We start from the raw sequence: 24,416 nt of genomic DNA, 5'->3' as shown, positions 1-24,416 counted from the left end.
CGGTATTATAGTTAAGCCTGCCGTTTAGCGGCACTGCTAAACACTAATCCGTTACGATCTTCTGCTTCCCTTAATTTATGTCTGCTTCTATTTCTGCCGCTACCGACCCTCGCCTGCAACAAGCCATCACCTGGCTGAACACCCTGAAATCCCGCTTCGGGCTGGAGATCGACAGCCTGCAAGCGGCTTCCAGCGACGCCAGCTTTCGCCGTTACTTTCGCCTGCAAGCCCAGGACCGCAGCGTCGTCTTGATGGATGCGCCCCCGGCCACTGAAGACTGCAAGCCCTTTGTACACGTCACCGAACTGCTGGCTCCCACCGGTATTCATGTGCCCGAGATTCTGGCAGCCGATACGGAGCAAGGTTTCTTGCTGTTAAGCGACCTGGGGCAGGACAACTTTCAGAACGCCCTGAAAAACCCCATGCCGCAAAGCGAACTGGACAAACTGTACCGCAGTACGCTGCTGACCTTGGTGAAATTGCAACAGGCCGACACCACGGGCTTGCCTGCGTACAACGAACAGCGCCTGCTCGAAGAGCTGCAGGTGTTCCCCGAGTGGTACATCCAAAAGCACCGCCAGTTCGAGCTGAGCGACAAAGATCAGGACATGTTGCGCAAAACCTTTGCCGAGCTGGTTCAGGCCAATGTGCAAAGCGCTACTGTACTCGTGCACCGGGATTTCCACAGCCCTAATTTGATGATGCCCCTGCCCGGCCAGACCGAGCCTGGCGTGATCGACTACCAGGACGCCTTGGCAGGCCCCATCACCTATGACATTGCTTCTCTGGTCATGGACGCGCGCGTGACCTGGACCGAGGAGCAGCAACTGGACTGGGCGATTCGCTACTGGCAGGCCGCCATGGAAGCCGGTCTGGACGTACCCGCCGACTTTGCCGTGTTCCATCAGCAATATGAATGGATGGGCCTGCAACGCAATTTGCGTATTCTGGGTGTGTTTGCGCGCCTGTCCCTGCGTGACGACAAACATCATTATCTGGACCATATGCCCCGCCTGCTGGGCTATGTGCACCAGGTGGCCAGCCGCTACGAATGTTTCAACGGCTTGCTGCGCCTGCTGAACCGACTGGAAGGCCGCCAAACTGTCCTGGGCATGACGGTCTGATGCGCGCCATGATTCTGGCAGCCGGTCGAGGCGAGCGCATGCGCCCCTTGACCGACACCTGCCCCAAACCCCTGATTCCTGCAGGCGGCCTGCCACTCATCGTCTGGCACTTGCGTGCCCTGGCCAAAGCAGGCTTTCGTGAGGTCATCATCAACCACGCCTGGTTGGGAGAGCAGATTGAATCCACGCTGGGCGACGGCAGCCAATGGGGTTTGCGCCTGAGCTACTCGCCAGAGTCGTCGGCCCTGGAAACTGCTGGCGGTATTGCCAAGGCGCTGGATTTTTTCCAGGACCAGCCTTTCCTGTTGATGAATGGGGATATCTGGTCCGATTGGGACCCTGCCCAAGCTTTGGTCATGGCCGAACGCCTGCAAGCAGGCCCGGAGCAGGCCTGGCTGATACTGACACCCAACCCGCCCCACCATCCCGAAGGCGACTTTGGCATGCAGGAAGGGCAATTGCATCTATGCGCCAAAACCCTTGCAGGCGCCCGTAGTGCCACCTTGAGCGGCATAGGCGTCTACAAGCCCGAGCTCTTTGCGCACTTGCCTAAAGACCAGCCCGCCAAAGCAGCGCCTTTGCTCCATGCCGCCATTGAGCGCCATCAGGTACTCGGCAGCCTGCATCAAGGCTTCTGGATGGACGTTGGCACACCGGAACGATTAGCCCAGTTAAACCAACACTTGGAATCGTTAGCGCCCTCACAGTAAACTGATATTTTCCAGGCGCGCTGGCAGACGTTTCCAAGCACAACAAAGGGCAACAAAGCCAGCTATCGCGCCTCCATCGCCCCAATGACGTCTATGCTAATGGGTTTTGTAATCAGGACTTGATTTGCCTTGAGTCCCTTGTCTGACAGGAACGTCTGTTCTCATGCTTGGTTCCTCCAAACGCACCGTATTCAAACCCACCGCCTACGGCTCCAGCCGTCGAAAACGCCGTATTCCACGCTGGTTTGTCCTATTGTTGACAGGTATTGCCCTAGGTGCCGGTGGCCTGCTGTTCTTGCAAAAGAGTTATGGCCCGACACGCCTGACCGTAGAGCAGTCCGAACAACTGCACTATGACCTGAACACTGCCAATGCAGACAAGCAGCGCCTGCAAGCGCAATTGAATCAAACCAGCCGCGATCTGGAAGACGTCAGCCAGAAAGAAGACAAGCTGGGCAAGCAGACCAGCGATCTGCAGGCCATGGTCACCAAGCTGGAAAAAGACATCGCGCTGTTTGCCGATGCCATGCCACCGGATCCACGTGGTACCTCGCCCGGTATTCGCGCTGCTGAATTCACCGTCAATGAAGGCCAGCTCAATCACTTTGTGCTATTGATGCAGGACAAGGGCAAAGAGGCCGAGTTCACCGGCACCATGGAGTTTGTGGCCGCTGGTCGTTATAGCAATGGCCGCAGTGGAAATGTGGACCTGCCCAGCCAGACTGTCAGTGTAGGCCGTTATGCCTATATCAATGGCTCCGCAGAGCTGCCCGCTGGCTTTACACCGCGTCAGGTCACAATCCGCATCAAGCCTGATGGCGCAAACCGAGTGGTTGCCACTCGCACCATCTACGTCACACCCTCCAGATAACAACCACTGCCCGCCTGTCTGTCACAGGCAGGCAGTCACAAGAAAGCCCTTCAGGTCCTTGGCTCAATCGCCAAAACCCTGAAGGGCTTTTTTATGTCCAGCGACCCCGGCAGACTCTTAGGCCACGTGCTGCAAAAAGTCCTTAAGGCGCTGACTGGGGGGATCGCTCAGCAGCTCGGCAGGCGGTCCATCGTGCGCCACCCTGCCCTGATCAATAAAGATCAGACGGCTGCCCACACGACGCGCAAAATCCATCTCGTGTGTCACCACCACCATGGTCATGCCTTCTTCAGCCAGCAATTGCATGACCTTGAGCACTTCCTGACGCAGCTCCGGGTCCAGCGCAGAAGTCGGTTCATCAAACAGCATCAGCTTGGGTTTGATCGCCAGGGCGCGAGCGATGGCCACTCGCTGCTGCTGTCCACCGGACAGCTCATTGGGGTAATGATTGACGCGCTCAGCCAAGCCCACTTTAGCCAGCAGCTCCATGGCTTCCTCACGGGCCTGGGCGCGACCGGTGCCCCGGGTATGCACGGGCCCGAACATGACATTTTCCAGCGCACTCATCTGCGGAAACAGATTGAACTGCTGAAATACCATGCCGGCTTCCCGACGCAGCTCACGCACCTGCGCTGGCGTGCCATTCACACTCAAGCCGTTGACCACAATGTCGCCCGCCTGAATGTCTTCCAGCTTGTTAATGCAGCGCAGGAACGTGGATTTCCCCGATCCGGACGGGCCCACCACCACAACCACTTCGCCCTTATCAATCGTCAGACTGATATCGTCGAGCACGATATTGTCTCCAAAGCGCTTGGTTACCTTCTTGAACTCGACAATACTCATACAATCCTCATGCGGTGTTCAATCAACTTCAGAGTCAGGGCAATCAGGCCGGTCAGGATCAGATAGATCACGGCCACCGCACCCCAAATCTCCACCGAACGAAAGTTATTCGCAATAATCTCCTGGCCCTGGCGAGTCAGCTCTGCCACACCAATCACGATAAACAGCGATGAATCCTTCAAGCTGATAATGCACTGGTTACCCATGGCCGGAATCATGCGGCGAAACGCCACCGGCCCAATAATGTGGCGCAAAATCTTGTGAAATGGCAGTCCCATCGCCTCCCCGGCTTCTTTCAGACCTTTGGGCACGGACTGCAAGGCACCCCGCACGATCTCGGAAATATAGGCCCCGGAGTTGATCATCAAGGTGAAGATCGCCGCCGTCAGACCATCAATACGAATATTGGCCAGCATGGGCAGTGCAAAGTAGATGAACATCACTTGCACCACGATGGGGGTACCGCGTATCAGCAGCACGTATAGCTGGCACAGGAACGACAGCACCAGCAGCAGATAACGTCTGAAAAAACCCAGCAAGGACAGGGCGATCAGCGCCTGCACAGAGTTCCAGATCCAGGCGGGGATGAAACTGAGCCAGTTACTCATCAACCAGGACAGACCCTTGAGCACAAAGCCCAAAACCAGCAGCCCCAGCACGAACAAAGCGGCTCGGCGCCAAGTGACCGGTACCCGAATGTAGGTGGTAATCACCCCGGTCAGAAAACCTAATACAGCACCGCCCACCAAACCCGACAGGGTAATGAGCAGCGTCATTTTTGTACCTTCCAGAAGGCTGGGTAAAGCCCCCCAGATAGCGTCCCATTCAAAAGTCACAGTGCTACCTTTGTCTTTGAATAAACGCCCGAAACAGAGCGTCAAAAAATAAAAGCGGTGATCCCGTTACGACACGCGATCACCGCTTGGCATGCGCTTGGCTTCAGCCCTGTTTAATCAGGCTGCTTGCCAAACCATTTCTGGTAGATTTTGTCGTACGTGCCATCAGCACGAATGTCTTTCAGGGCCTGGTTCACGACCGGAACCAGCTCGCTGTCCTTGGGGAAGGCTATACCGTAGAAGTCACCGCTTTTCACCGCGCCAGTCACCTTCACACGATCCTTGCCGCCAGTCTGGGCGTAGTACTGCACGTTAGGTGTGTCATGCACCACGGCATCCACACGGCCCGTTGCCAGTTCCAGGAAGGCATTATCGATATTGGGAAACAGCTTGAGCTTGGCAGTAGGCACCGAGCGCTGCATGAAGTCCACCGTGGCGGTACCAATCTTCACCGCTACCGTCTTGCCTTCCAGGTCGGAGGCGGCCTTGATGTCTGAGTTATCGGTATTGACCAGAATGGCCAGACCGCTTTCGTAGTACGGATCGGAGAAATCGATCACTTGCTTGCGGTCATCACGAATGGTGATCCCGGCCAGCGCGGCATCCAGATTGCGGGTTTGCAGACCTGGAATAATGCCGTTGAAGTCCATGGGCTGGAAGCGGTAATTCAGGTTGGCCTTTTTGGCGACGGCATCCCACAGGTCGATGTCAAAGCCGGTGTATTTACCGTTTTGCTTGAACTCAAAAGGCACAAACGCCGTATCGGTTGCGACCACCAGCTCTTTGCCTTGTTGCGCCAAGGCCTGCCCAGCGGGCAAAGCCAAAGCCAAGGCCAAACCGGCCATCAGGGTTTTCATTTTCTTATTGAACATCCGTTACTCCTCTGTAGGGACTGACCAAAAACCAGCCAGTTCGATGTTTTACCCAAGTCAGCGCAGGCTCATGACCTGCCCCAGCGTTGATCTATCCTACCCGAAGCAGCACAACTGTTTGTATTTAATAGTTTTAAAAAAAGAAAAACCTCGGGAAATCCCGAGGTTTTTCATACAGCGAGTCCTGTCAAAACTCAAATTCAGAACGCAGGAACGATAGAACCCTTGTACTTGTCAGCGATGAATTTCTTCACGTCTTCGCTATGCAAAGCCTGGATCAGCTTGGCAACACGTGGGTCGTCCTTGGACTTGGCAGCCACGGCGATCAGGTTGGCGTAAGGCGAATCTGCACCTTCAATGGCCAGGGCATCCTTGGTCGGGTTCAGACCGGCTTCCAGCGCGTAGTTGGTGTTGATCAGGGCGATATCCACGTCAGCCAGCACGCGAGGCAGCGTAGCAGCTTCCAGTTCCTTAAACTTGAGCTTCTTGGGGTTCTGGTCCACATCACGCGAAGTTGCCAGGATGTTGGAAGGATCTTTCAGAGTCAGAACACCGGCTTTTTGCAGCAGCAGCAAGGCACGGGCACCGTTGGAGGGATCGTTGGGGATCGCCACCAGTGCGCCTTCTTTCAGCTCGTCCAGGCTCTTGATCTTGGTGGAATAGGCACCAAAGGGCTCAACGTGAACCACGGCCACCGACACCAGATCGGTTTTGTGTTCTTTGTTGAAGGTATCCAGGTAAGGTTTGTGCTGGAAGAAGTTGGCATCGATATGGCCGTCAGCAACTTGCTGGTTGGGCTGCACGTAATCGGTGAACACCTTGATATCCAGGTTCACGCCTTCCTTGGCCAGAGCTGGCTTCACAAACTCCAGCAGCTCGGCGTGCGGCACGGGGGTAGCAGCAACCGACAGGGTCTCGGCGGCTTGGGCCACGCTGGCCAGCAGAGCCGACACGGACAAGGCCAGAACGGGAACAAATTTCTTCAAAGACATGAGCGACTCCAGTTTCAGAAAGGCAGGACTATGACGATCGCTGCCGGGACTTATTTTCGGCTCAAACGAGCCACCATGGCGTCTCCAAACACCTGCAGGAGTTGCACCAGCACCACCAGGATCGTCACGGTAACCACCATGACATCCGTTTGATAACGTTGATAACCAAAGCGCAGGGCCAGGTCACCCAGACCACCGCCGCCGATCACACCGGACATGGCCGAATACCCCACCAGCGCAATCGCGGTCACAATCAGGGCCGCCACAATGCCGGTTGTGGCTTCGGGCAGCAAAGCCAGCAAAACGGTCTGACGGGAGTTCGCTCCCATGGCACGGCAGGCCTCATTCACACCGGGGTCCAGTTCACGCAGAACGTTCTCCACCAAACGGGCAAAAAACGGCGCGGCGCTCAAGACCAGAGGCGGAATCGCACCCTGCACCCCCAACGACGTACCGGCCAGAATGCGCGTCAAAGGAATAATGACGATCAGGAGAATCAAAAACGGCACGGACCGCAAAATATTCACGATCAGGGACAAGGTCTGGTAGATCCAGGCATTGTCCAGCATCTGCTTGCGGCTGGTCAGAAACAGCAACACGCCTAATGGCAAACCAATAATTGCGGTAAAGCCCAGCGAAATACCCGTCATCAACAAGGTATCAATCGTGGCCTCACCAATCAGCGCCCAATCCAGGTTGCTAAAGTTCATGGTCGCAATACCTCAAATTGGACATTCAATTCAGTCAGCAAGGCATCCAGCCCTGCTTTAGCCTGCGCATCGCCTTCCACGGCCACAACCAATTGTCCGTAAGGTTCGGTTTTGATGCGGCCAATGGCGCCCTGCAAAATACTGACATTCAGCCCCAGCTGGCTGGTGATACGGCTGATCAACGGCTCCGTTGTCGCCACACCGCGCACGCTCAAGCGCATGACGCTACCGGGCACACCTTCTGCCAAGGCATGCCAGTCGTCAGCGTTCACGCCACTTTCACTGAGCAAGGACTGCGTAGTGGGATGATGCGGGTGCAGGAACACATCCAGCACTTCACCACACTCCACGATCTTGCCGGCATCAATCACGGCAACCCGATCACAGACAGAGCGAATCACGTCCATGCCGTGGGTAATCAGGACAATGGTCAGCCCCAACTCCTGATTGATCTCGCGTAGCAAACGCAAGATGGACTGAGTGGTTTCCGGGTCCAGCGCCGAGGTCGCTTCGTCGCACAGCAAAAGCTGAGGTCGGTTGGCCAGGGCACGCGCAATACCGACACGCTGCTGCTGCCCACCCGATAACTGGCGGGGATACTTGTTGGCATGGTCCTTCAAGCCCACCAGCTCCAGCACTTCCAGAGCGCGAGCGTGACGTTGGGCACGATCTACTCCTGCCAGGCGCAGAGGAAAACAGACATTATCCAGAACCGTGCGGGAATGAAGCAGATTGAAATGCTGGAACACCATGCCTACACCTTGTCGGAACGCGCGCAACTGCGCACCCGAAAAGCGTGTGATGTCCTGATCCTGCACCCAGACCTGGCCCGAGCTGGGTTGCTCGAGCAAATTGAGCATGCGGATCAGCGTACTTTTCCCGGCACCCGAGCGACCAATAATACCGAAGACATCTCCTTGGCGAATCTGCAAGGAAACGTCGTTCAAAGCATGAACGGTCTTGCCTGCCAGGGAATAGGTTTTTGAGATGTGTTCAAGACGAATCAAGATGAACTCAGCCTAGTTAGTCAGTCGAGTTATAAAAGCCTGAGCTGTAAGCGAAATTTACCATAAAGCAAATTTGCCTATGGCCAGATAGATATAACCCATGGAAATATTGAAACCATACTGAGGGCTGCACTGTATAGCAAGATTTCCGACCGGCCAATGCGCGGATGTGACCTTGGCTGTGCAAGGCAAGCGCCCAAAGAAAAAGGCCGCTAAGAGCGGCCTTGTTTCTACGTTTCAGTTTAGTGGTGGGTCGTGCGCGACTCGAACGCGCGACCAACGGATTAAAAGTCCGCTGCTCTACCGACTGAGCTAACGACCCCCGACTGAAAGATGAAATTATGGCCTGATTCGAAGGAGCCGTCAAGCACTAAATGCAAAATAATCAGGAAAAAGGCGTTTTTCTTTAAAAAAGCTGAAAACAGGGCCTTGAGACGGGCCTGCCCTAGCCCTTTTCCCGGTTTCGGAAACAAAATCTGAACATCTGCCCAAAGACATTGACTGCTGAAAATAGAAAATGCCTCCCGGTACTGGGGTCAGACCCCAATGCCGAAAGGCATTCAAAGACGATCAGACTCGTCTAGCGCTTAACGTGCACGCGAAATACGAACCTCGGCACCACGGCGTTTGACCTCCAGCCCTTCGGACGGCAGGATCTTCAATCCTTCCAGACCCTTGATGTAGCTGGAGCCCTGCATCTGCATGACGCGAATCTTGTTGCGCATCACAACCGGGCTGTGCTCGGGCATGCCAAACATCCAGACCTCATCGAGCAAACGGGCCGAGTTGAACTCGGAGGTGTGCTTGACCACCGGACCCAGACACAACATATGCCCCTCACGGCCGAAGACCGGCAAACGATCCAGACCCACGGTCATTTTCAAGGTCGTGCCGCCTTCATAGCGCCAGCCTGTGCTCAGATCCCACCAGGCATCGCCCTCAGGCAGATAGACCTCAACATCCTGACCAGGCTGCAAGACAGGAGCCACCAGCAAGGCGGGCCCCAACAAGTACTGGGTATCCCACAAGCGAGCCTGGGCATCTGCCGGGAAGCTTTGAGCCATGGAGCGCTGCACCGGCAAGCCAGTACGCACGGCGTCTTCAATAATGCCCAATACATAAGGCACCAGACGGAAACGCCACTCCAGCCAATGAGCAACCTGAGCCTGGGTTTCTTCATCAAACGCATCAGGACGCAAGGCAGAAATGCCTTGCAGGCTGAAGTTCGCCGAGAAAACCGACATGGCCAACCAGCGCAGGTACAGCTCGGGTGTCATTTCGCTAGTCGATGCTGCTGCATTGCCCCAGCCATGAATCTGGATAGGCACGCCACTATTACCCGTAGCCAGGGCCGACTTCAAGGATTGCGTCAGACCTGCCCAGGTGTTTTCCACTTGTGGACCCAACTGCCAGGCAAAGCGCTGGGAAGATGGGCTCAAGTCGCGGCTGGCAACCACGCCTTCTTGCGGCGTCTTGTGACCGGCAACAGCGTCAAACAAGGCCTGACGCGCCAGCACAGGGTAAATCGCACGCAGCAAGGCGCCAGACTCGCCACCACGGCTGGTGATGGCATCAGGAATATCAAAACGGGCATTGCACAGCACGGCACCCAGACCATCGTCGACCATCTGACGCTGGCGCTCGGTCCACATGCGGAACACGTCTTTGTGGGTCAGATCCAGCAAGCCGTAGTCACGGCCACCGCTCAGCTCGTCGCCAGGGAATACATAGGCGCAGCCGTCGTCATCATTGATAAGCAGCCAACCGCGATCTTCCCACTCTTCAAACAGGCTGGTGCCAGCCTGTACGCAAGGACGAGTCCAGGCGGCCAGCTGCAACTGATCATTCTGCAAGGCGGAGAAAGCGTCGCGGGGGTCAGCCATGCGGGCGGCATCCCACTCCAGCGTAGGCTTGTCCTGCTGGAAGTCGTAAGGCTCGGGGGGCGGCAAGACGGCCACATCCAGCGCAATACCCTGCTCGCGGCACTGATTGGCCAACTCACGCAAGGACGTCACATCCTGCGCCTGAGCGCCATCCAGCCACAAGCCCATGGGCGTGACACCAGGCTGACCAGCACGGCCCGTCAAGGCGGAGTACTGATTGATGATTTCGCTGGGATCGCCCAGGAACAGGAAGAAATCCAGTTCGGCAGCGTGCACGCGAGCGCGGTACGCATCGAGGTCTTGCTGACCCAGATCGTGCTCAACCCGCTCGAAGGTATTGATGTACAGCCCCCACCCTTGGGTGCTCCAGAGCAAGGGCAGGCTGCGGTCGTCCGGGCGATCGGTATCAACCGTTTCCTCGCGGCGGTCCAGCTCGCCCAAGGTTTCTCCCAGACCATACAGGGCATCTTCCTCGGCCAGGGCCAGATCCAGTTGCCAGCAGCTGTTGGGCTCTTGCTCCAGCGTCAAAGGTTGCGCCGCGCTGCTCAAGAGCAGTTGATCGCCGCGCCGGACCTCAAAGCGCCAGGGCTTGGACTGAATATGCAAGGCGACTTCGCCCTGCTCAATCCGCCAGCCGGAATCGGCTGTTTCCAGTTGAAATTCGCTGACCGCCTCGTGGCGGGCCAGCAGCATATCGCCCAAAGCCTTGGCACGGGTACTGAGCTTTTCGTTATCGAGCCGAGCAAGCGGCATACAGCGGAAACGAAAAACACCCGGCGCATGAGCTTCGATGCGCAGCGCAAAATCGGTTTCGACAAAAGCGAAATCGGCCTGGGCCGGTTTCGTCGTCAACAAACTCAGATGATTAAACAATTGTGTCACGTCGTCAGAGTGGAGCGAACGGCACGATGCTGATCGCAGGGTCACGCTCAAGATTACTTAACAAGGCCACTATTTTGACGTATTTGCGCTACAAAGGAAAATGTTGCTTCAAATTTCGCCGAAATAATTCGAAAAACAGGCCTTAGCGGGGTATTAAGGCTTGCTCCAAACGCCGCTCCAAAGGAATGGGCTCCTCCAGACAATAAGCGGCGAACAAGCTGGCTGCCAGCAGGCTCCAACTCAAACCACGTGAGCCGTAAGCCGCAGCCATAAACAAACCGGGCTGACCCGGCACAAAACCCATCACGGGCAAATGATCACTTAAGGCACAACGCCAACCGGCCCAGCCCTGTTCGGGTGTGTCCACCTTCCCAACGGGATTGGCCAGCATGGCAGAAACTTTTTCTATATTTTGCTGATGGCCCTGGCGACTGACCTGGGCAGATTCACCAAAACGCTCGTAGGTGCTACCGATGACTTGCCCCTGCGGGTCAACAGGCAGGATATATCCCTGGCCGCTTAAAGTCACTTCGCCACGCGTCAAAGCCTGTTTGACAGGCAAGTACGTTACCTGCCCGGCCAGGCGCTGCATCGCTGCCAGCCGTGGCATGGGATGCTGAGCCAGGAGCTCGTCGGGCAGCAGGCTCAGGCTTTGCGCTGCCGCGGCTATCACCACACGATTGCTGCTTTCCAGGCGCTCTCCTCGCTGATTGCAGACATCCCACACGCCCGGCTCCTGACCGGCCGTCAAGGACACGTGCTCAGGCAGACATTCAATCAAAGGGTGATTCAGCAGACAGGCAACCAATGCGCCCGGATCCACCACCATGCCTTGCGGAAAATACAGGCCCCCACCTTGCAGCGGCACTCCAGCCAGGGCCGAGCCCTGTTCGCGATCCAGCCACTGCACCCAATCCTGGTCCAAGGCCAAACGCTCCAGCGCCTGCTGAATCTCAGCATCACTATTGCCTGCCTGACCAAACACCAGCGTCCCGACCCGACGCGGGCGGGCCGTTTCCGGCAAGGTTTTCCAGCCCCGCCAGGCATGCAGGACCGCATTGCGGCTCAAGCGGGCCAAGGGAGCATCATCCAGAGCGAATACAGGAGAGATAGCAGCCAGACGGTGACCTTGATGCGTGGCATCCAGGCCCTTGCTCAGTGCCGGGTCACAAACCAGCACAGGCACGCCTTTACGGGCCAACTCCCAGGCACAGGCCGCCCCCGCCAGACCCGCACCAATCACCACTACCCGCCCTTGCTGCGGCGGCAGGTTGCTACGGCGTCCCAGATGGGGACGCAAGCGAGCGCGAATGGTGCACCACTTACCCCCGGCACCGGGGACTTTTTCCACTTCAAACCCTACCGAGGCCAGATCACGGCGCACCTGCCCGGCACAACACCAGGAAGCCGCTGTCGCCCCCGGCGCAGCCAGACGCACCAGTTGCCCCAGGACCGAACGCGACCACATGGAAGGATTCCCACGGGGTGCAAAGCCATCCAGGTAAAACGCGTCTGCATGACATTGCAGCTCGCGCATCATGGTTTCGGCTTGCCCAAAAGCCAAGGTCAGCGTGACTCGCCCCTCGTCCAGCTCCAGTCTGTGTATGCCCGGCACCAGCATGGGCCAGGCGGCCAGCAACTCCTGGGCTTGAGGCTGCAACTCCTGGGGCAAACGGGCGTACAGAATCGCCAGATCCGCCTGACGGAAAGGATGGGCTTCTACCGAGACAAAATGCAGTTTCTGACTGCGTTCCGTATCCTGACGCCAGGCCTGCCAGGTCGCCAGAAAACTGGCTCCCAGTCCAAAGCCAGTTTCGCAAATCGTGAATTGAGATCGCCCCCGCCAACGCTCTGGCAGACCATTGCCTTGCAGAAACACCCGGCGAGCCTGCCCCAAAGGGCCATCTGCCGGGTGATAGCTATCCTGGTACACCGCACTGACAGGCACGCCGTGCTCATTGAATTCCAGAACGGCCGGGACCAGGGGCTCAAACGCAGAGGCAGCCATTAATTTTCCTGCCCATAACAACACTCACACACGGTCTAACCCCTTAAACTGGCCTTAATCAAACTGACACCAACAAACACGTACAATGAAAAGTCTCTGTTCCAGATTTTTTCTTTTTTAAAACCGGATTGCCATGCCATTGTCACGTTTACCGCTCAGCGCCTGCCTGGACGCTGCTGTTACTGCAGCCCATGCCGCCGCCGCTATTTTACAAGCCTATGCGTCGGACCGTAGCTCTCTGGTGATCAGCAACAAAATGCACAACGATCTGGTCTCGCAAGCCGATCACGAAGCCGAGCAGGCCTGCATCAGTGTGCTGATGGAACGTACCCCCGACATTGATATCGTGGCCGAGGAAAGCGGCGGCGTAAATACGGGCCGCCCCACCTGGTATATAGACCCGCTGGATGGCACTACCAATTTCCTGCACGGCATCCCGCACTATGCCGTCTCAGTCGCCCTGATTGCTCCTGCCGGCACCCAAATGGATAACGGCGTACTGCCCCAGGACACCCCGGTCATTGCCGTGGTCTACGACCCCAACCGCGAAGAGCTGTTTACAGCCATGTACGGTGTAGGCGCCTGGTTGAATGGCAGCCGTATTCAGACATCCTCATCGAAAAAACTGGCGGACTCGGTATTGGCCACAGGCTTTCCCTTCCGCGATTTCTCTTTTTCCGACCAGTACATGCCCAGCCTGAACACCGCCATTACAGGCAGCCGCGGCGTGCGCCGCATGGGTGCCGCCGCACTGGATCTGGCCTGGGTAGCTTGCGGTCGTTACGACGGTTACTGGGAAATGGGCCTGGCCCCCTGGGACGTTGCCGCTGGCACTTTGCTGGTGCGTGAAGCCAAGGGCGTATGCCAGGACTTGTATCAGGAAGAGCCCTGGCCCGTCAGTGGCCACGTCTACGCAGGTAATGCCCACATTGCCGATGAATTGCTGGGTATGGTGCGTCCCTCGCTGACACAGCGTCCGACCAAACCCAAGCCTTAACGCCTGATTCGGGGCCAGTTGCCAAACTTCCTGCTCCGATCATCATCGCCCGATAAAAAAGCGAGCCATTTAAAACGGCTCGCTTTTTTCATGCAGATCAGGTTGCAGGCAAGGTTTAGCAATTTGCTGAATAATCGCCCCTTCCTCCAAACCGCCAAATCAAGCCTGCGCTTCAGGCTTGGCTTCCTCATCCCGCAGGACGCGGCGCAAGATCTTGCCCACATTGCTCTTGGGCAGTTCATCACGGAACTCAATAATGCGGGGACGCTTGTACGCCGTCAGACGCTCCTTGCACCACTGCTTGATATCAGCTTCGGTCAAGGACGGATTACGCTTCACCACAAACAGCTTGATGCTTTCACCGCTATGCTCGCTAGGCACGCCCACCGCGGCCACTTCCAGCACATCGGGGTGAGCCGCAACCACGTCTTCAATTTCATTCGGATAGACGTTAAAGCCCGACACCAGAATCATGTCCTTCTTGCGATCCACCAGGCGAATCCGACCCTGCTGATCCATGACACCAATATCACCCGTCTTCAAGAAACCATTGGGCGTAAAGACATTGGCGGTTTCCTCTGGCTGGTTCCAGTAAGCCGACATGACTTGTGGCCCTTTGACTGCCACCTCGCCCTGTTCTCCCATAGCGACTGGCTGGCCTTGCTCATCCAGCAAGAGCACATCGGTAGAGGGCAAGGGGAAGCCAATCGTGCCGCTGTACTCGCGTGAATCCGTCGAGTTCACCGCCACCACCGGCGAGGTTTCTGACAAACCATAACCCTCGATCAAGGGGCAGCCCGTCACAGCCAGCCAACGCTCGGCCACAGCTTTTTGCAAAGCGGCGCCACCGGCCAGACACAGCTTGAGCTGCGCAAACGGCAAGGTACGGAATTTTTCGTGATTCGCCAGTGCATTGAATAAGGTATTCACTGCGGGAACGACCTCAGGCGGATTGCGTTTCCAGGCCTTGTACACCGAATTCAGATCACGCGGATTCATCACCAGCACCATATGCATGCCGGCATACATGGCGAACAGGCCGCAAACCGTCAGCGCAAAGATGTGATACAGCGGCAAGGCCACCATCATGGTGTAAGCCGGGCCTTTAAAGTCGCCCAAAGCGGGAAAGCCCACGGCCTCCACCTGCAAGACGTTTGCCATCAAATTGCGCTGACTCAGCATGGCGCCTTTAGGACGGCCCGTTGTGCCGCCCGTGTATTGCAACAGCGCCAGATCATCCGGTTTGGCGGGCTGACGGCTCAGGCTCAATTTGCTGCCCTGCTCCAGCACCGCTTCCAGACGCTGCGAACCCGGCAAGGAATAAGATGGCACCATGCGTTTCAAATAACGCACGGCAAAATTCACCACACTGCCCTTGAGGCCCATCAGATCGCCCACGGTACTCAACACCACGTGGGCAGGCTTCACATTGTCTGGAACTTGCTGCAGCACATGCGCAAAGGTTTCCAGAATCACAATAACCTGGGCCTGGCTATCGGCCAGTTGAAACTCCAGCTCACGTTCGGTGTATTGCGGATTGGTGTTGACGCCCACCATGCCCGCTCGCATCGTACCCAGCAGGCAGATCAGGAAAGGCAAACCATTGGGCAGCATCAGCATCACACGGCTGCCACGCTCCAGGCCCTGCGCTTGCAACCAGGCCGCAAAGGCATCCGCGCTGCGATCCAGATGCTCATAGGAAATGTCATGCCCCATAAAGGTCAGCGCAGTCCTGTCCTTATGCTTTTTCATGGCGGCATCCAGACAATCGATCAAGGTCTGCTCGGCGCCTAGCTGAATGTCATGGGGCACGGAGGCCGGATAATGCTCGAGCCAAGGTTTTTGCTGAGTATCCAAGGGCTTGTCACCTAATACGTGTTTATTTATGGTTAACTCTACTCTACTTTATTGTTCAAGCCCAAGGACAAGCCCGCATCATGAAGCTGTTTGATCCCATTTCCGCCTGGTCCCATGAAATTGCGGCCATCCGGCGTGATCTCCATACCTACCCCGAACTGGCTTTCGAGGAAACCCGGACAGCCGATCAGGTCGCGTCCTGGCTGGAGAAATGGGGCATTCCGGTGCATCGTGGCCTGGGCGTGACGGGTGTTGTCGGTATCCTGAAAGGTACGGGTGGCGAGGGGCCATCCGTGGGGCTGCGTGCCGATATGGACGCCCTGCCCATGCAGGAGCTGAACGAGTTCGAACACAAAAGCCGTCACGACGGCAAGATGCATGCCTGTGGACACGATGGACATACCGCCATGCTGCTGGGCGCAGCGCGCTACCTGTCCGAGCACCGTGATTTTGCGGGCACCATCTATCTGATTTTCCAGCCGGCTGAAGAAGGCTTTGGCGGCGCACGCGAAATGATCAAGGACGGCTTGTTCACGCTGTTCCCCATGCAAGCTGTTTTTGGCCTGCATAACTGGCCCGGCATGCCCACCGGCACCTTCGGCGTCTTGCCAGGCGGCATGATGGCATCCAGCAATACCTTTGAAATTCGCATTGAAGGCAAAGGTGCCCACGGTGGCATGCCCCATCTGGGCGTGGACCCCATCATGGCGGCGGTACAACTGGCGCAAAGCCTGCAAACCATTGTCAGCCGCAATGTGGACCCGCTGGAGCCCGTGGTGCTGAGCATTACCCAGATTCATGCCGGCTCGGCCGACAACGTCATCCCCAACGAAGCCGTCATGCGCGGCACGGTACGCACCTTTTCCACCGAAGCGCTGGATCTGGTCGAGACCCGCATGCGCGAACTGTGCGAGCAAAGCTGTGCCGCCCAGGGTTGCAAGGCCGAGTTCGACTTTGACCGCCGCTACCCTCCCACCATCAATAATCCCGAGCAAGCGGCCTTTTGCGCGCAAGTCATCCGGGAGCTGGTCGGCCCCGACAAGCTGCGACAGGACATCCGCCCCTCCATGGGTGCCGAAGATTTCTCCTTCATGCTGCAGGAAGTCCCCGGCTGCTATGTCTGGCTAGGCAACGGCGACGGCGACCATCGCAGCCAGGGCCACGGCATGGGTCCGTGCATGCTGCATAACGGCAGCTACGATTTCAACGACGCCCTGATCCCCATTGGAGCCAGCTACTGGGCCAAGTTGGCCCTGGACTGGCTGGCACAACACCGTTGATGCTTTAACAAATGTTTCATAGCGGGGCCAAGGCTTGCCGTTACAATGGCAGGTTCTATTGTTGACGGCGTGCGTTCCGTGCGACGGGCATCTGTCCCACCACCCTTTCTTCCAATACGGGAGTATTTGTGACTACTTCAAGCAACATCTCTTCGCTCCCGGACGGAGCCCCCACCCTGCGCGTCATGCCCATGCCCACAGACGCCAATATTCACGGTGACGTGTTTGGTGGCTGGATCATGTCCCAGGTGGACATTGCCGGAGCGATTCCTGCAACACGACGCGCCCAAGGCCGGGTTGCCACCATTTCCGTGAATGCCTTCACCTTCAAGCAGCCCGTGTTTGTGGGTGATTTGCTCAGTTTCTACACAGAAATCATTAAAACAGGCCGTACCTCCATTACGGTTTCAGTCGAGGTGTATGCCGAGCGCAAACGCCTGCAACTGGAAACGGTCAAGGTAACGGAAGCCACGCTTACCTATGTGGCCACCGATGACGAGCGCCGCAGCCGCCCGCTGCCCCCTCTCTAAGTATTCGTGACAGGCAGGCCTATGCAGGAAAACCTGGTACCCCCTACTTCGCCCAGTGACACTCCCAAGCCGCGCCGTCTGGAGCCCGAGGATGCGCAGCAGGCACTGTATCGCCTGAAAAACATCCTCAAACGCCAGGAAGTGGTGGAGTCGCTGGCCCAGCGCCAGTTCGAGGACGACGACCGCTCCAACCTGCTTGAGGGCTTGATCCATCGCCAGCATGAGAGCGAGATCAAGTCCATCCTGAACGATCTGCACCCAGCTGACATTGCCTTCATTCTGGAGTCCTTGCCCGAGCTGGAACGCCAGGCCATCTGGCAGTTGGTGGATGCCGAGCACGATGCAGATGTGCTGCTGGAAGTAGCGGACTGGGCACGTGAATCGCTGATTCGTTCCATGGACGCTGCGGACCTGATCGCCGCCGCCGGCAATATGGATGCCGACGAAATTGCCGATCTGGTGCCTGATCTGCCGCCCGATGTGGTGGCCGCCGTCCAGCGCGGCCTGACAGACGAAGAGCGTGCGCAACTGATCGAAGCCATGGGCTACCCCGAAGATACAGTGGGTGCCATCATGGACTTTGACATGGTGCGCGTGCGCGAGGACGTGACCCTCGAAGTGGTCTTGCGTTACCTGCGTCGCTTGCAGGAGCTGCCCGACCACACTGACCAGATCTTTGTGGTGGACCGGGCCGATAAACTGCAAGGCACGCTGTCCCTGACCCGCATGCTGGTCAGTGAGCCTGAAACCTTGGTGTCCTCCGTCATGTCCACCGACTATCTGACTCTGAATCCACTGGATTCGGACTCGGATGCTGCCGGGGCCTTTGAGCGTTATGACTTGGTGTCTGCTCCCGTGGTGGACGATATTGGCCGCCTGATTGGCCGAGTCACCATTGACGAAGTGGTGGACGTGCTGCAAGAGGACTCGGAAGAACAGGCCCTGTCTCGTGCCGGTCTGCAAGAGGACGACATTTTCTCGCCCATCCGTACGGCTATCCGCAACCGGGCCCCCTGGCTGCTGATCAACCTCTGTACGGCAGCAACGGCTTCCTTTATTGCCTCGCGCTTTGAGGACACCGTCAGCCACATCGTGATCCTGGCTTTCCTGATGTCGATTGTGGCCGGTATTGGCGGCAATTCCGGCAACCAGACCATGACCATGATTATTCGTGCCATTGCCACTGGCCGGGTCACGGGTTCCAACGTCATCCCGCTGATCAAGCGTGAACTGCTGGTGACCTTCCTGGTCGGAATCTGTGGCAGCGCGGTGACGGCTTTCTTTGCCTGGTTCATCTCCGGCTCGATCGCCATTGCCGCCGTGATGATGGCTGCCATGATCGGCAATATGCTGATTGGCGCGGCGCTGGGCGTCATGATCCCGATTCTGCGTGATCGCTTTGGTAATGACCCCGCTGTGGGCTCCTCGGTACTGCTGACCTTTGCGACGGACTCGCTGGGATTCCTGCTGTTCCTGGGACTGGCGACGGTGTTCCTGCTATAAATCGCCCGCGGGCATGATTAAAAAAACCGGCTCCTGGCCGGTTTTTTTATGTCTGCCTCAAACTCAGACACGAAGCATCTGATGCGAGCATCAAACTATCCTTCCAGGCGACTAAGACCGGGAGGACGACAGCCGGGCCTCTTCCAGAAACACCTCCAGACTCTCCTGCGTCCCCACAGCCTGAGCTCTTTGCAGAGACTCGGTCTGCGCTGTGTGCTCAAAGAAATCCAGCACGCCATTGGTCACTCTTGGTGCGATGCCTGCCAGCTCCAGCTGACGACGTACTTGCAAAACCTCGTCACGGCGGCGCACACCATGCACCAGATGGCTGCGCAAGCAGGACTCCATGAAGTCCTGCAAACCCCGCTGATTCAAATCCTCCAGTACTTCATACAGCTCGGCCCGTAAACCCATGCGTTCAGCCAGCATCAGGTTTTCAATCCCCAATGCCTCCAGCCCCTTGGTCATCAGGCTGCGTAGCAGCTTCAAGCGCATCGCATCCCCGGCCTTCCCTGGCAGAATCCGCACAGGAGCGCCCTGAGCCTGCCAGAAGGCCGCTGCCCTGCCTGCCCCTTGTCCTGCAGCCAATAAAGCCGTCTGCGCGCCCGTAGAGGGCACAGAGCCCATAATCGCCAGATCAGCCAGCTCGATTCCATGCTGTTGCGCCAGGGCGTCCATGCTTTCCATGTCCTGAGGCTCAGCCGTACACAAGTCCATGTACAGTGTTCCGGAGGACAAATGCGGCATGACGGCCTTGGCCACTACCTCTGCCTGTGTCCCCGTGACAGCCGACAACACCCCGTCCAGATCCTGCCAGCGCGCATCCGCCTGCGAACACAGCTGCGCCCCCAATTGCTGAGCCAGCTCACTGGCTGGGGCACTTTCCCGGCGCACCAGGATAAATGGCACCTGCACACCCGCCGACTTCAAGGCGGCACCATAAAAACGCGCGACTTCGCCCGCCCCGATCAGGGCAACTCGATGCAATAAGGGAGATGTTGTCATAGAGGAAACACACAGAGAAAACGATAAGCTGCAGCCGGTAACACCAGGCTGCGCCCTGTAGCTTACAGGGAAAAATAACCCCGCATGACTGCGATATGCCCATTCCGAAATTAGCCCGCAACAACAAAATGGGAATCCAAGAAAAAACCCCATGAGCCAGAGAGGCGCATGGGGCTTGCTGCTAACAGCCAGCAGGCTGGGCGGCTTGACTCAAAATCAGTTCAAGCGTCCGTGGCACTGCTTGTATTTCTTGCCGCTGCCGCATGGGCAAGGATCGTTACGGCCCACGCGTGGCACTTCACCCTTGGCTGCTTCATCCAGACCGGGATCTTCACCGCTCAGGGCAGCGTCGTAATCCGAATGATGGAAACGAACATTGGAGTTGGCGGGTGCTTCAACAGCCGCTTCCTCAACCTGCTCCGGTGTCTGGATGCGCACGGTCATCAGCACTTTGACCACTTCATCACGCACACGGTCCAGCATGTCGGAGAACAGCTCGAAAGCTTCGCGCTTGTATTCCTGTTTGGGGTCTTTCTGGGCGTAACCACGCAGATGAATACCCTGACGCAGGTGATCCAGAGCCTGCAAATGGCCACGCCATTGCGTATCAATGGACTGCAAGAGCACCGAACGCTCGAAGTTGCCCCAGTTAGGCTGGCCTACCATATCAATCTTGGCTTGCAGCAGACGCTGGGACTCATCGATAACGCGATCGTGCAAATCATCGTCAGTCAGATTGGATTCTTTCTCCAGCATTTCAGCCAAAGGCAGCTCAATCTGGAAGGTGCTTTGCAAAGCAGTAGTCAGGCCAGGGATATCCCATTGCTCTTCCATCGTGTCTTGCGGCACGTATTCACGGAACAGACGGCTGACAGCCGCTTCACGCAGGCTGCTGATGGTGTCGGTAATATCAGCGGACTCCAGCACTTCGTTACGCTGGGCGTAGATCACCTTGCGCTGATCGTTGGCCACGTCGTCATACTGCAGCAGCTGTTTACGAATATCGAAGTTGCGGGCCTCGACCTTGCGCTGGGCCGACTCGATGGAACGAGTCACCATACGGGCTTCGATAGGCTCGCCCTCTGGCAAACGCAGACGCTCCATGATGGCGCGCACCCGGTCACCGGCGAAGATGCGCATCAGCGAATCTTCCAGCGACAGGTAGAAGCGCGAGGAACCTGGGTCACCCTGACGACCGGCACGACCACGCAACTGGTTGTCGATACGGCGGGACTCGTGACGCTCGGTACCAATAATGCGCAAACCACCAGCCTGTTTGACCTGCTGGTTCAAAGGCTCCCACGCGGCGCGGATAGCCTGGATCTTGGCTTCTTTCTGTTCGGCGCTCAGGGACTCGTCTTCACGAACCTGAGCAATCGGACGCTCGATGCTGCCACCCAACACAATATCGGTACCACGACCGGCCATATTGGTAGCGATGGTCACATGACCCGGCATACCAGCTTCAGCCACGATATCGGCTTCACGGGCGTGTTGCTTGGCGTTCAGCACCTCGTGCTTGACACCCGCGGCGTTCAGGCGTGTGGAGATCAGCTCGGAGTTTTCAATGCTGGTGGTGCCCACCAGAACAGGCTGACCACGTTCGTGGCAGTCCTGGATGTCTTTCAGAATGGCGTTGAACTTCTCGTCATCGGTTTTAAAGACCTGGTCGTTCTGGTCCTTGCGGGCCAGCGGACGATTCGGTGGAATGATGACGGTTTCAAGGCTGTAGATTTCCTGGAACTCGTAGGCTTCCGTATCTGCTGTACCGGTCATGCCAGCCAGCTTGTCATACATACGGAAGTAGTTCTGGAAGGTAATCGACGCCAGGGTCTGGTTTTCGTTCTGGATGCGAACGCCTTCCTTGGCTTCCACGGCCTGGTGCAGGCCATCGGACCAGCGGCGACCGGCCATCAAACGGCCCGTGAACTCGTCCACGATCACCACTTCACCGTCCTGAACCACGTATTGCTGATCGCGGAAGAACAGGTTGTGGGCGCGCAGAGCGACCATCAGGTGATGCATCAGGGAAATGTGACGTGGCTCGTACAGCGACTCGCCTTCGGGCAGCAGACCGATTTCGGTCAGGATCTGCTCGGCACGTTCGTGACCGGCTTCGGAAATATGAACCTGCTGGCCCTTTTCATCGACCCAGAAGTCGCCTTCGGGCTCGGGCTCGTGGGGACGAGGCTCTTGCGTCATGCGTGTCAGCATGGGCGGGACCACGTTCATGCGCACGTACAGCTCGGTATTGTCTTCGGCCTGGCCGGAGATGATCAGCGGTGTACGGGCTTCGTCAATCAGGATGGAGTCAACTTCGTCGACAATCGCGTAGGACAAACCGCGCTGGCGGCGATCCTCGGCGCGGTATTCCATATTGTCGCGCAGGTAGTCAAAACCAAATTCGTTATTGGTCCCGTAGGTAATGTCGGCCTGGTAGGCAGCAATCTTCTCGGCATTGTCTTGCTGGGGAACTACGACGCCCACGCTCAGACCCAGGAAGTTGTACAGACGGCCCATCCAGTTCGCATCGCGTCGTGCCAGGTAATCGTTGACAGTCACCACGTGCACGCCCTTGCCGGACAGTGCATTCAGGTACACGGCCAGGGTCGCGGTCAGGGTCTTGCCCTCACCCGTACGCATTTCGGAAATCTTGCCATTGTGCAAAGCAATGGCACCGAGCATCTGCACGTCAAAGTGGCGCATGCCAAACACACGGATACCCGCTTCGCGCACGACGGCAAACGCCTCGGGCAAGAGCGAGTTAAGCGAGGCGCCATCCTGAACACGTTGGCGCAGCTCCTGCGTCTTGGCTGCCAAGGCCTCATCGCTCAGGCCCTGAATAGTAGGCTCTAGAGCATTAATCTGGGCGACCTGCTTACGGTACTGTTTGAGCAGTCGGTCGTTACGACTGCCAATAAGCTTTTTCAGCAATGAAACCATTCTTGTGTCGTCAATGTAGGCGAGGCCGCAAGGGCTTGAATCTGTGCCTCGAGCCTATCTCTGGTTAAAAGGGATGCGCAAGCAAACAATCAGTTTAACGCACATGCTGCAAGACGGAACTACTTGTCCGAATCCAATTGCGCGACTTGCTGCTCTACGTACTCACGCGCCGGCAGAAAAAGCTTGGGATCCAGGGCATGTCCGGCCATGCGCACTTCAAAGTGCAGGTGTGAGCCTGTGGACTGGCCAGTAGATCCAACGCGGGCGATCAACTGCCCTTTTTCTACTACGTCGCCTAATTTAACAACGATTGATGACGCATGGGCGTATCGCGTGCTCATGCCATTGCCGTGATTGATTTCCACCAGCTTGCCGTAGCCTGTCATATAGCGGGCTTCGGACACGACCCCGCCAGAGGCCGCATAAATAGGCGTGCCCTTGGGAGCCGGGAAATCCAGCCCCTCGTGCAGGGCGTGGCGACCCGAAATCGGGTGACGACGCCAGCCAAAGGAGGAAGCTACCTCGTCATAATCCACCGGACGGTAATTGGGCAAGCGGGCTTCGTTGCCGGTGCGCTCGGTCAGCACCGTATCCAGCATCTGGAACCAGTCCTGCTGCTCGGACATCTGTTTGGCCAGATTATCCAGCTGCTCGCCCAAACGGTCGGCGTTCCAGACCAGGTCAGCGCCATCCATGCTGTCCATGACGGCCAGATCCTGCACAGGCATGGCACCGGCCAGCTCCGGATCGGTATACTCGATCCCGGCAGCCTTGGCCACGCGCTTGCTGACACCATCCATCTCGATCAGCTTGGCCTGCAAACCGCCGACTTTCTCAGCCAGGCGGGTAACGTTGTCCTGCATGGCGGCGGCCTGGCTTTGGGCCATATCCGCATCCAGCGACACACCGCTGCGTTCACCCCAGTGCGACTGCACCAGAGCTCCCGCCGCTGCGGAAACGCCCAGCGACACCAAGGCCACCAGGGCGATCACCGTACGGCGGACCCCTTTGGCTTTGGCATCTAAGGACGTATAGTCTTTATGTTGATCCACTCTCGTATAACCTCGAACATGTCCTGGAAGCCTCCTTTTTCCTCATCCGCGCCAAAACGCAGTAGCGGGCAAAGCCACGCTTTGGGTTGGCTGGCCAGCGACCAGCAAGGTTCCCAGGTACTGGAAATGGCCCGGCAGCTGATGGCGGCTCAGACCCATGTAAGCAAAGCCTTGCCACCTGCTTTGGGCAAGGCTTGTAAAGTAGCCCGTATAGACAGACAGCAATTGACGCTGGCAGTTCCCAGCGCGGCGCATGCGGCCAAGCTGCGCCAGCTTTTGCCCACTGTCACACGGCAGATGAATGCCGCTGGCTGGAACATTAGCGAGGCGCTGGTGCACGTGCAAGCCCATTTGTTTGCAAGCGTGACAGAAAAGCCCGCACGCCAGGTACAAGTCCTGGACGAACGGGCCTTGGAATCGTTCGAAAAGCTGCATGACTCATTGCCGCAAGGTCCCTTGGCGCAAGCCATCGAACGCTTGTTGCGTCATCATCGCGGCTAAACAAAGC

The 24,416-nt window shown here is 57.3% G+C and carries 20 protein-coding genes and 1 tRNA gene; 8 read left to right on the top strand and 13 right to left on the bottom strand.

The features are described from left to right. Positions 1–77 precede the first annotated feature (77 nt). From CPY64_RS02790 to CPY64_RS02780, 3 genes are all read left to right on the top strand, one after another. On the top strand, positions 78–1,124 hold the full coding sequence (locus tag CPY64_RS02790) for an aminoglycoside phosphotransferase family protein (RefSeq protein ID WP_042483499.1): 1,047 nt from the start codon (positions 78–80) through the stop codon (positions 1,122–1,124). Beyond that, positions 1,124–1,834 carry an N-acetylmuramate alpha-1-phosphate uridylyltransferase MurU gene (gene murU / locus CPY64_RS02785; protein ID WP_042483497.1) on the top strand — a complete coding sequence of 237 codons (711 nt, stop codon included), beginning with the start codon at positions 1,124–1,126 and terminating at the stop codon, positions 1,832–1,834. Before CPY64_RS02790 ends, murU begins: the two co-directional genes overlap by 1 nt. A 163-nt stretch (positions 1,835–1,997) precedes the next feature. Beyond that, positions 1,998–2,705 (top strand): membrane protein, encoded by a 708-nt coding sequence (locus CPY64_RS02780; protein ID WP_042483494.1) that lies wholly within the window; start codon positions 1,998–2,000, stop codon positions 2,703–2,705. A gap of 117 nt (positions 2,706–2,822) precedes the next feature. Here CPY64_RS02780 and glnQ read toward each other — a convergent pair whose 3' ends face one another. The 9 genes from glnQ to mnmC all read right to left on the bottom strand — a co-directional run bounded on the left by glnQ (position 2,823) and on the right by mnmC (position 12,741). After that, a complete protein-coding gene (gene glnQ / locus CPY64_RS02775) occupies positions 2,823–3,551 on the bottom strand; it encodes a glutamine ABC transporter ATP-binding protein GlnQ (protein ID WP_042483491.1) in 729 nt (242 codons plus the stop codon). After that, positions 3,548–4,327 (bottom strand): ABC transporter permease subunit, encoded by a 780-nt coding sequence (locus CPY64_RS02770; RefSeq protein WP_096917372.1) that lies wholly within the window; start codon positions 4,325–4,327, stop codon positions 3,548–3,550. Before CPY64_RS02770 ends, glnQ begins: the two co-directional genes overlap by 4 nt. Positions 4,328–4,500: 173 nt before the next feature. After that, complete coding sequence (gene glnH / locus CPY64_RS02765; protein WP_371317319.1) at positions 4,501–5,232, bottom strand: glutamine ABC transporter substrate-binding protein GlnH; 732 nt, start codon at positions 5,230–5,232, stop codon at positions 4,501–4,503. A gap of 227 nt (positions 5,233–5,459) precedes the next feature. Beyond that, positions 5,460–6,251 carry a MetQ/NlpA family ABC transporter substrate-binding protein gene (locus CPY64_RS02760; RefSeq protein ID WP_009455007.1) on the bottom strand — a complete coding sequence of 264 codons (792 nt, stop codon included), beginning with the start codon at positions 6,249–6,251 and terminating at the stop codon, positions 5,460–5,462. Positions 6,252–6,301: 50 nt separating this feature from the next. Beyond that, complete coding sequence (locus CPY64_RS02755; RefSeq protein WP_042483486.1) at positions 6,302–6,961, bottom strand: methionine ABC transporter permease; 660 nt, start codon at positions 6,959–6,961, stop codon at positions 6,302–6,304. Beyond that, positions 6,958–7,968, bottom strand: coding sequence for a methionine ABC transporter ATP-binding protein (locus CPY64_RS02750; RefSeq protein WP_042483482.1), 1,011 nt, complete (start codon positions 7,966–7,968; stop codon positions 6,958–6,960). The genes CPY64_RS02755 and CPY64_RS02750 overlap by 4 nt, the downstream gene beginning before the upstream one ends. 246 nt (positions 7,969–8,214) lie before the next feature. After that, a tRNA-Lys gene (locus CPY64_RS02745) sits at positions 8,215–8,290 on the bottom strand. Positions 8,291–8,555: 265 nt separating this feature from the next. Next, the gene (locus CPY64_RS02740) at positions 8,556–10,724 is read right to left on the bottom strand and encodes a glycoside hydrolase family 31 protein (RefSeq protein ID WP_042483603.1); all 2,169 of its coding nucleotides are present in this window, start codon (positions 10,722–10,724) and stop codon (positions 8,556–8,558) included. A gap of 151 nt (positions 10,725–10,875) precedes the next feature. Further along, positions 10,876–12,741, bottom strand: a complete 1,866-nt coding sequence (gene mnmC, locus CPY64_RS02735; RefSeq protein WP_042483478.1) for a bifunctional tRNA (5-methylaminomethyl-2-thiouridine)(34)-methyltransferase MnmC2/FAD-dependent 5-carboxymethylaminomethyl-2-thiouridine(34) oxidoreductase MnmC1 — start codon at positions 12,739–12,741, stop codon at positions 10,876–10,878. Positions 12,742–12,874: 133 nt separating this feature from the next. Here mnmC and CPY64_RS02730 point away from each other — a divergent pair, with 133 nt between their 5' ends. Further along, the gene (locus tag CPY64_RS02730) at positions 12,875–13,738 is read left to right on the top strand and encodes an inositol monophosphatase family protein (protein ID WP_042483475.1); all 864 of its coding nucleotides are present in this window, start codon (positions 12,875–12,877) and stop codon (positions 13,736–13,738) included. 159 nt (positions 13,739–13,897) lie between these two features. Here CPY64_RS02730 and CPY64_RS02725 read toward each other — a convergent pair whose 3' ends face one another. Then, positions 13,898–15,595, bottom strand: coding sequence for an AMP-binding protein (locus tag CPY64_RS02725; protein WP_042483474.1), 1,698 nt, complete (start codon positions 15,593–15,595; stop codon positions 13,898–13,900). An 80-nt stretch (positions 15,596–15,675) separates the two neighbouring features. On the opposite strand from CPY64_RS02725, the gene CPY64_RS02720 reads away from it, so the two are divergent. From CPY64_RS02720 to mgtE, 3 genes are all read left to right on the top strand, one after another. Further along, positions 15,676–16,875 (top strand): M20 aminoacylase family protein, encoded by a 1,200-nt coding sequence (locus tag CPY64_RS02720; protein WP_042483472.1) that lies wholly within the window; start codon positions 15,676–15,678, stop codon positions 16,873–16,875. A 185-nt stretch (positions 16,876–17,060) separates the two neighbouring features. After that, complete coding sequence (locus CPY64_RS02715) at positions 17,061–17,405, top strand: acyl-CoA thioesterase (RefSeq protein WP_003803527.1); 345 nt, start codon at positions 17,061–17,063, stop codon at positions 17,403–17,405. Positions 17,406–17,426: 21 nt separating this feature from the next. Next, positions 17,427–18,908 (top strand): magnesium transporter, encoded by a 1,482-nt coding sequence (gene mgtE / locus CPY64_RS02710; protein WP_042483470.1) that lies wholly within the window; start codon positions 17,427–17,429, stop codon positions 18,906–18,908. Between the two features lie 111 nt (positions 18,909–19,019). On the opposite strand, the gene CPY64_RS02705 is transcribed toward mgtE, so the two are convergent. From CPY64_RS02705 to CPY64_RS02695, 3 genes are all read right to left on the bottom strand, one after another. Beyond that, positions 19,020–19,913 (bottom strand): NAD(P)-binding domain-containing protein, encoded by an 894-nt coding sequence (locus tag CPY64_RS02705; RefSeq protein ID WP_052362915.1) that lies wholly within the window; start codon positions 19,911–19,913, stop codon positions 19,020–19,022. 216 nt (positions 19,914–20,129) lie between these two features. Continuing rightward, on the bottom strand, positions 20,130–22,856 hold the full coding sequence (gene secA, locus CPY64_RS02700; protein WP_042483468.1) for a preprotein translocase subunit SecA: 2,727 nt from the start codon (positions 22,854–22,856) through the stop codon (positions 20,130–20,132). Between the two features lie 119 nt (positions 22,857–22,975). After that, positions 22,976–23,908 (bottom strand): M23 family metallopeptidase, encoded by a 933-nt coding sequence (locus tag CPY64_RS02695; RefSeq protein WP_042483466.1) that lies wholly within the window; start codon positions 23,906–23,908, stop codon positions 22,976–22,978. A gap of 18 nt (positions 23,909–23,926) precedes the next feature. On the opposite strand from CPY64_RS02695, the gene CPY64_RS02690 reads away from it, so the two are divergent. After that, positions 23,927–24,409 (top strand): DciA family protein, encoded by a 483-nt coding sequence (locus CPY64_RS02690; protein WP_042483463.1) that lies wholly within the window; start codon positions 23,927–23,929, stop codon positions 24,407–24,409. Positions 24,410–24,416 lie beyond the last annotated feature (7 nt).

Origin of the sequence: Alcaligenes faecalis, assembly GCF_002443155.1 — a bacterium.
Lineage (GTDB): Bacteria > Pseudomonadota > Gammaproteobacteria > Burkholderiales > Burkholderiaceae_B > Alcaligenes > Alcaligenes faecalis.
The sequence above is the reverse complement of the archived record's forward strand: the minus strand, read 5'-3'. Positions and strand labels throughout refer to the sequence as shown.

Bases quoted from the DNA above. Each gene is read 5' to 3' on its own strand.
- mnmC (WP_042483478.1), bottom strand. From the start codon at position 12,741: ATGGCTGCCTCTGCGTTTGAGCCCCTGGTCCCGGCCGTTCTGGAATTC.
- CPY64_RS02790 (WP_042483499.1), top strand. From the start codon at position 78: ATGTCTGCTTCTATTTCTGCCGCTACCGACCCTCGCCTGCAACAAGCC.
- CPY64_RS02715 (WP_003803527.1), top strand. From the start codon at position 17,061: ATGCCCATGCCCACAGACGCCAATATTCACGGTGACGTGTTTGGTGGC.
- CPY64_RS02755 (WP_042483486.1), bottom strand. From the start codon at position 6,961: ATGAACTTTAGCAACCTGGATTGGGCGCTGATTGGTGAGGCCACGATT.
- CPY64_RS02780 (WP_042483494.1), top strand. From the start codon at position 1,998: ATGCTTGGTTCCTCCAAACGCACCGTATTCAAACCCACCGCCTACGGC.
- secA (WP_042483468.1), bottom strand. From the start codon at position 22,856: ATGGTTTCATTGCTGAAAAAGCTTATTGGCAGTCGTAACGACCGACTG.
- CPY64_RS02760 (WP_009455007.1), bottom strand. From the start codon at position 6,251: ATGTCTTTGAAGAAATTTGTTCCCGTTCTGGCCTTGTCCGTGTCGGCT.
- mgtE (WP_042483470.1), top strand. From the start codon at position 17,427: ATGCAGGAAAACCTGGTACCCCCTACTTCGCCCAGTGACACTCCCAAG.
- glnQ (WP_042483491.1), bottom strand. From the start codon at position 3,551: ATGAGTATTGTCGAGTTCAAGAAGGTAACCAAGCGCTTTGGAGACAAT.
- CPY64_RS02690 (WP_042483463.1), top strand. From the start codon at position 23,927: ATGTCCTGGAAGCCTCCTTTTTCCTCATCCGCGCCAAAACGCAGTAGC.
- CPY64_RS02770 (WP_096917372.1), bottom strand. From the start codon at position 4,327: ATGACGCTGCTCATTACCCTGTCGGGTTTGGTGGGCGGTGCTGTATTA.
- CPY64_RS02730 (WP_042483475.1), top strand. From the start codon at position 12,875: ATGCCATTGTCACGTTTACCGCTCAGCGCCTGCCTGGACGCTGCTGTT.
- CPY64_RS02720 (WP_042483472.1), top strand. From the start codon at position 15,676: ATGAAGCTGTTTGATCCCATTTCCGCCTGGTCCCATGAAATTGCGGCC.
- glnH (WP_371317319.1), bottom strand. From the start codon at position 5,232: ATGGCCGGTTTGGCCTTGGCTTTGGCTTTGCCCGCTGGGCAGGCCTTG.
- murU (WP_042483497.1), top strand. From the start codon at position 1,124: ATGCGCGCCATGATTCTGGCAGCCGGTCGAGGCGAGCGCATGCGCCCC.
- CPY64_RS02705 (WP_052362915.1), bottom strand. From the start codon at position 19,913: ATGACAACATCTCCCTTATTGCATCGAGTTGCCCTGATCGGGGCGGGC.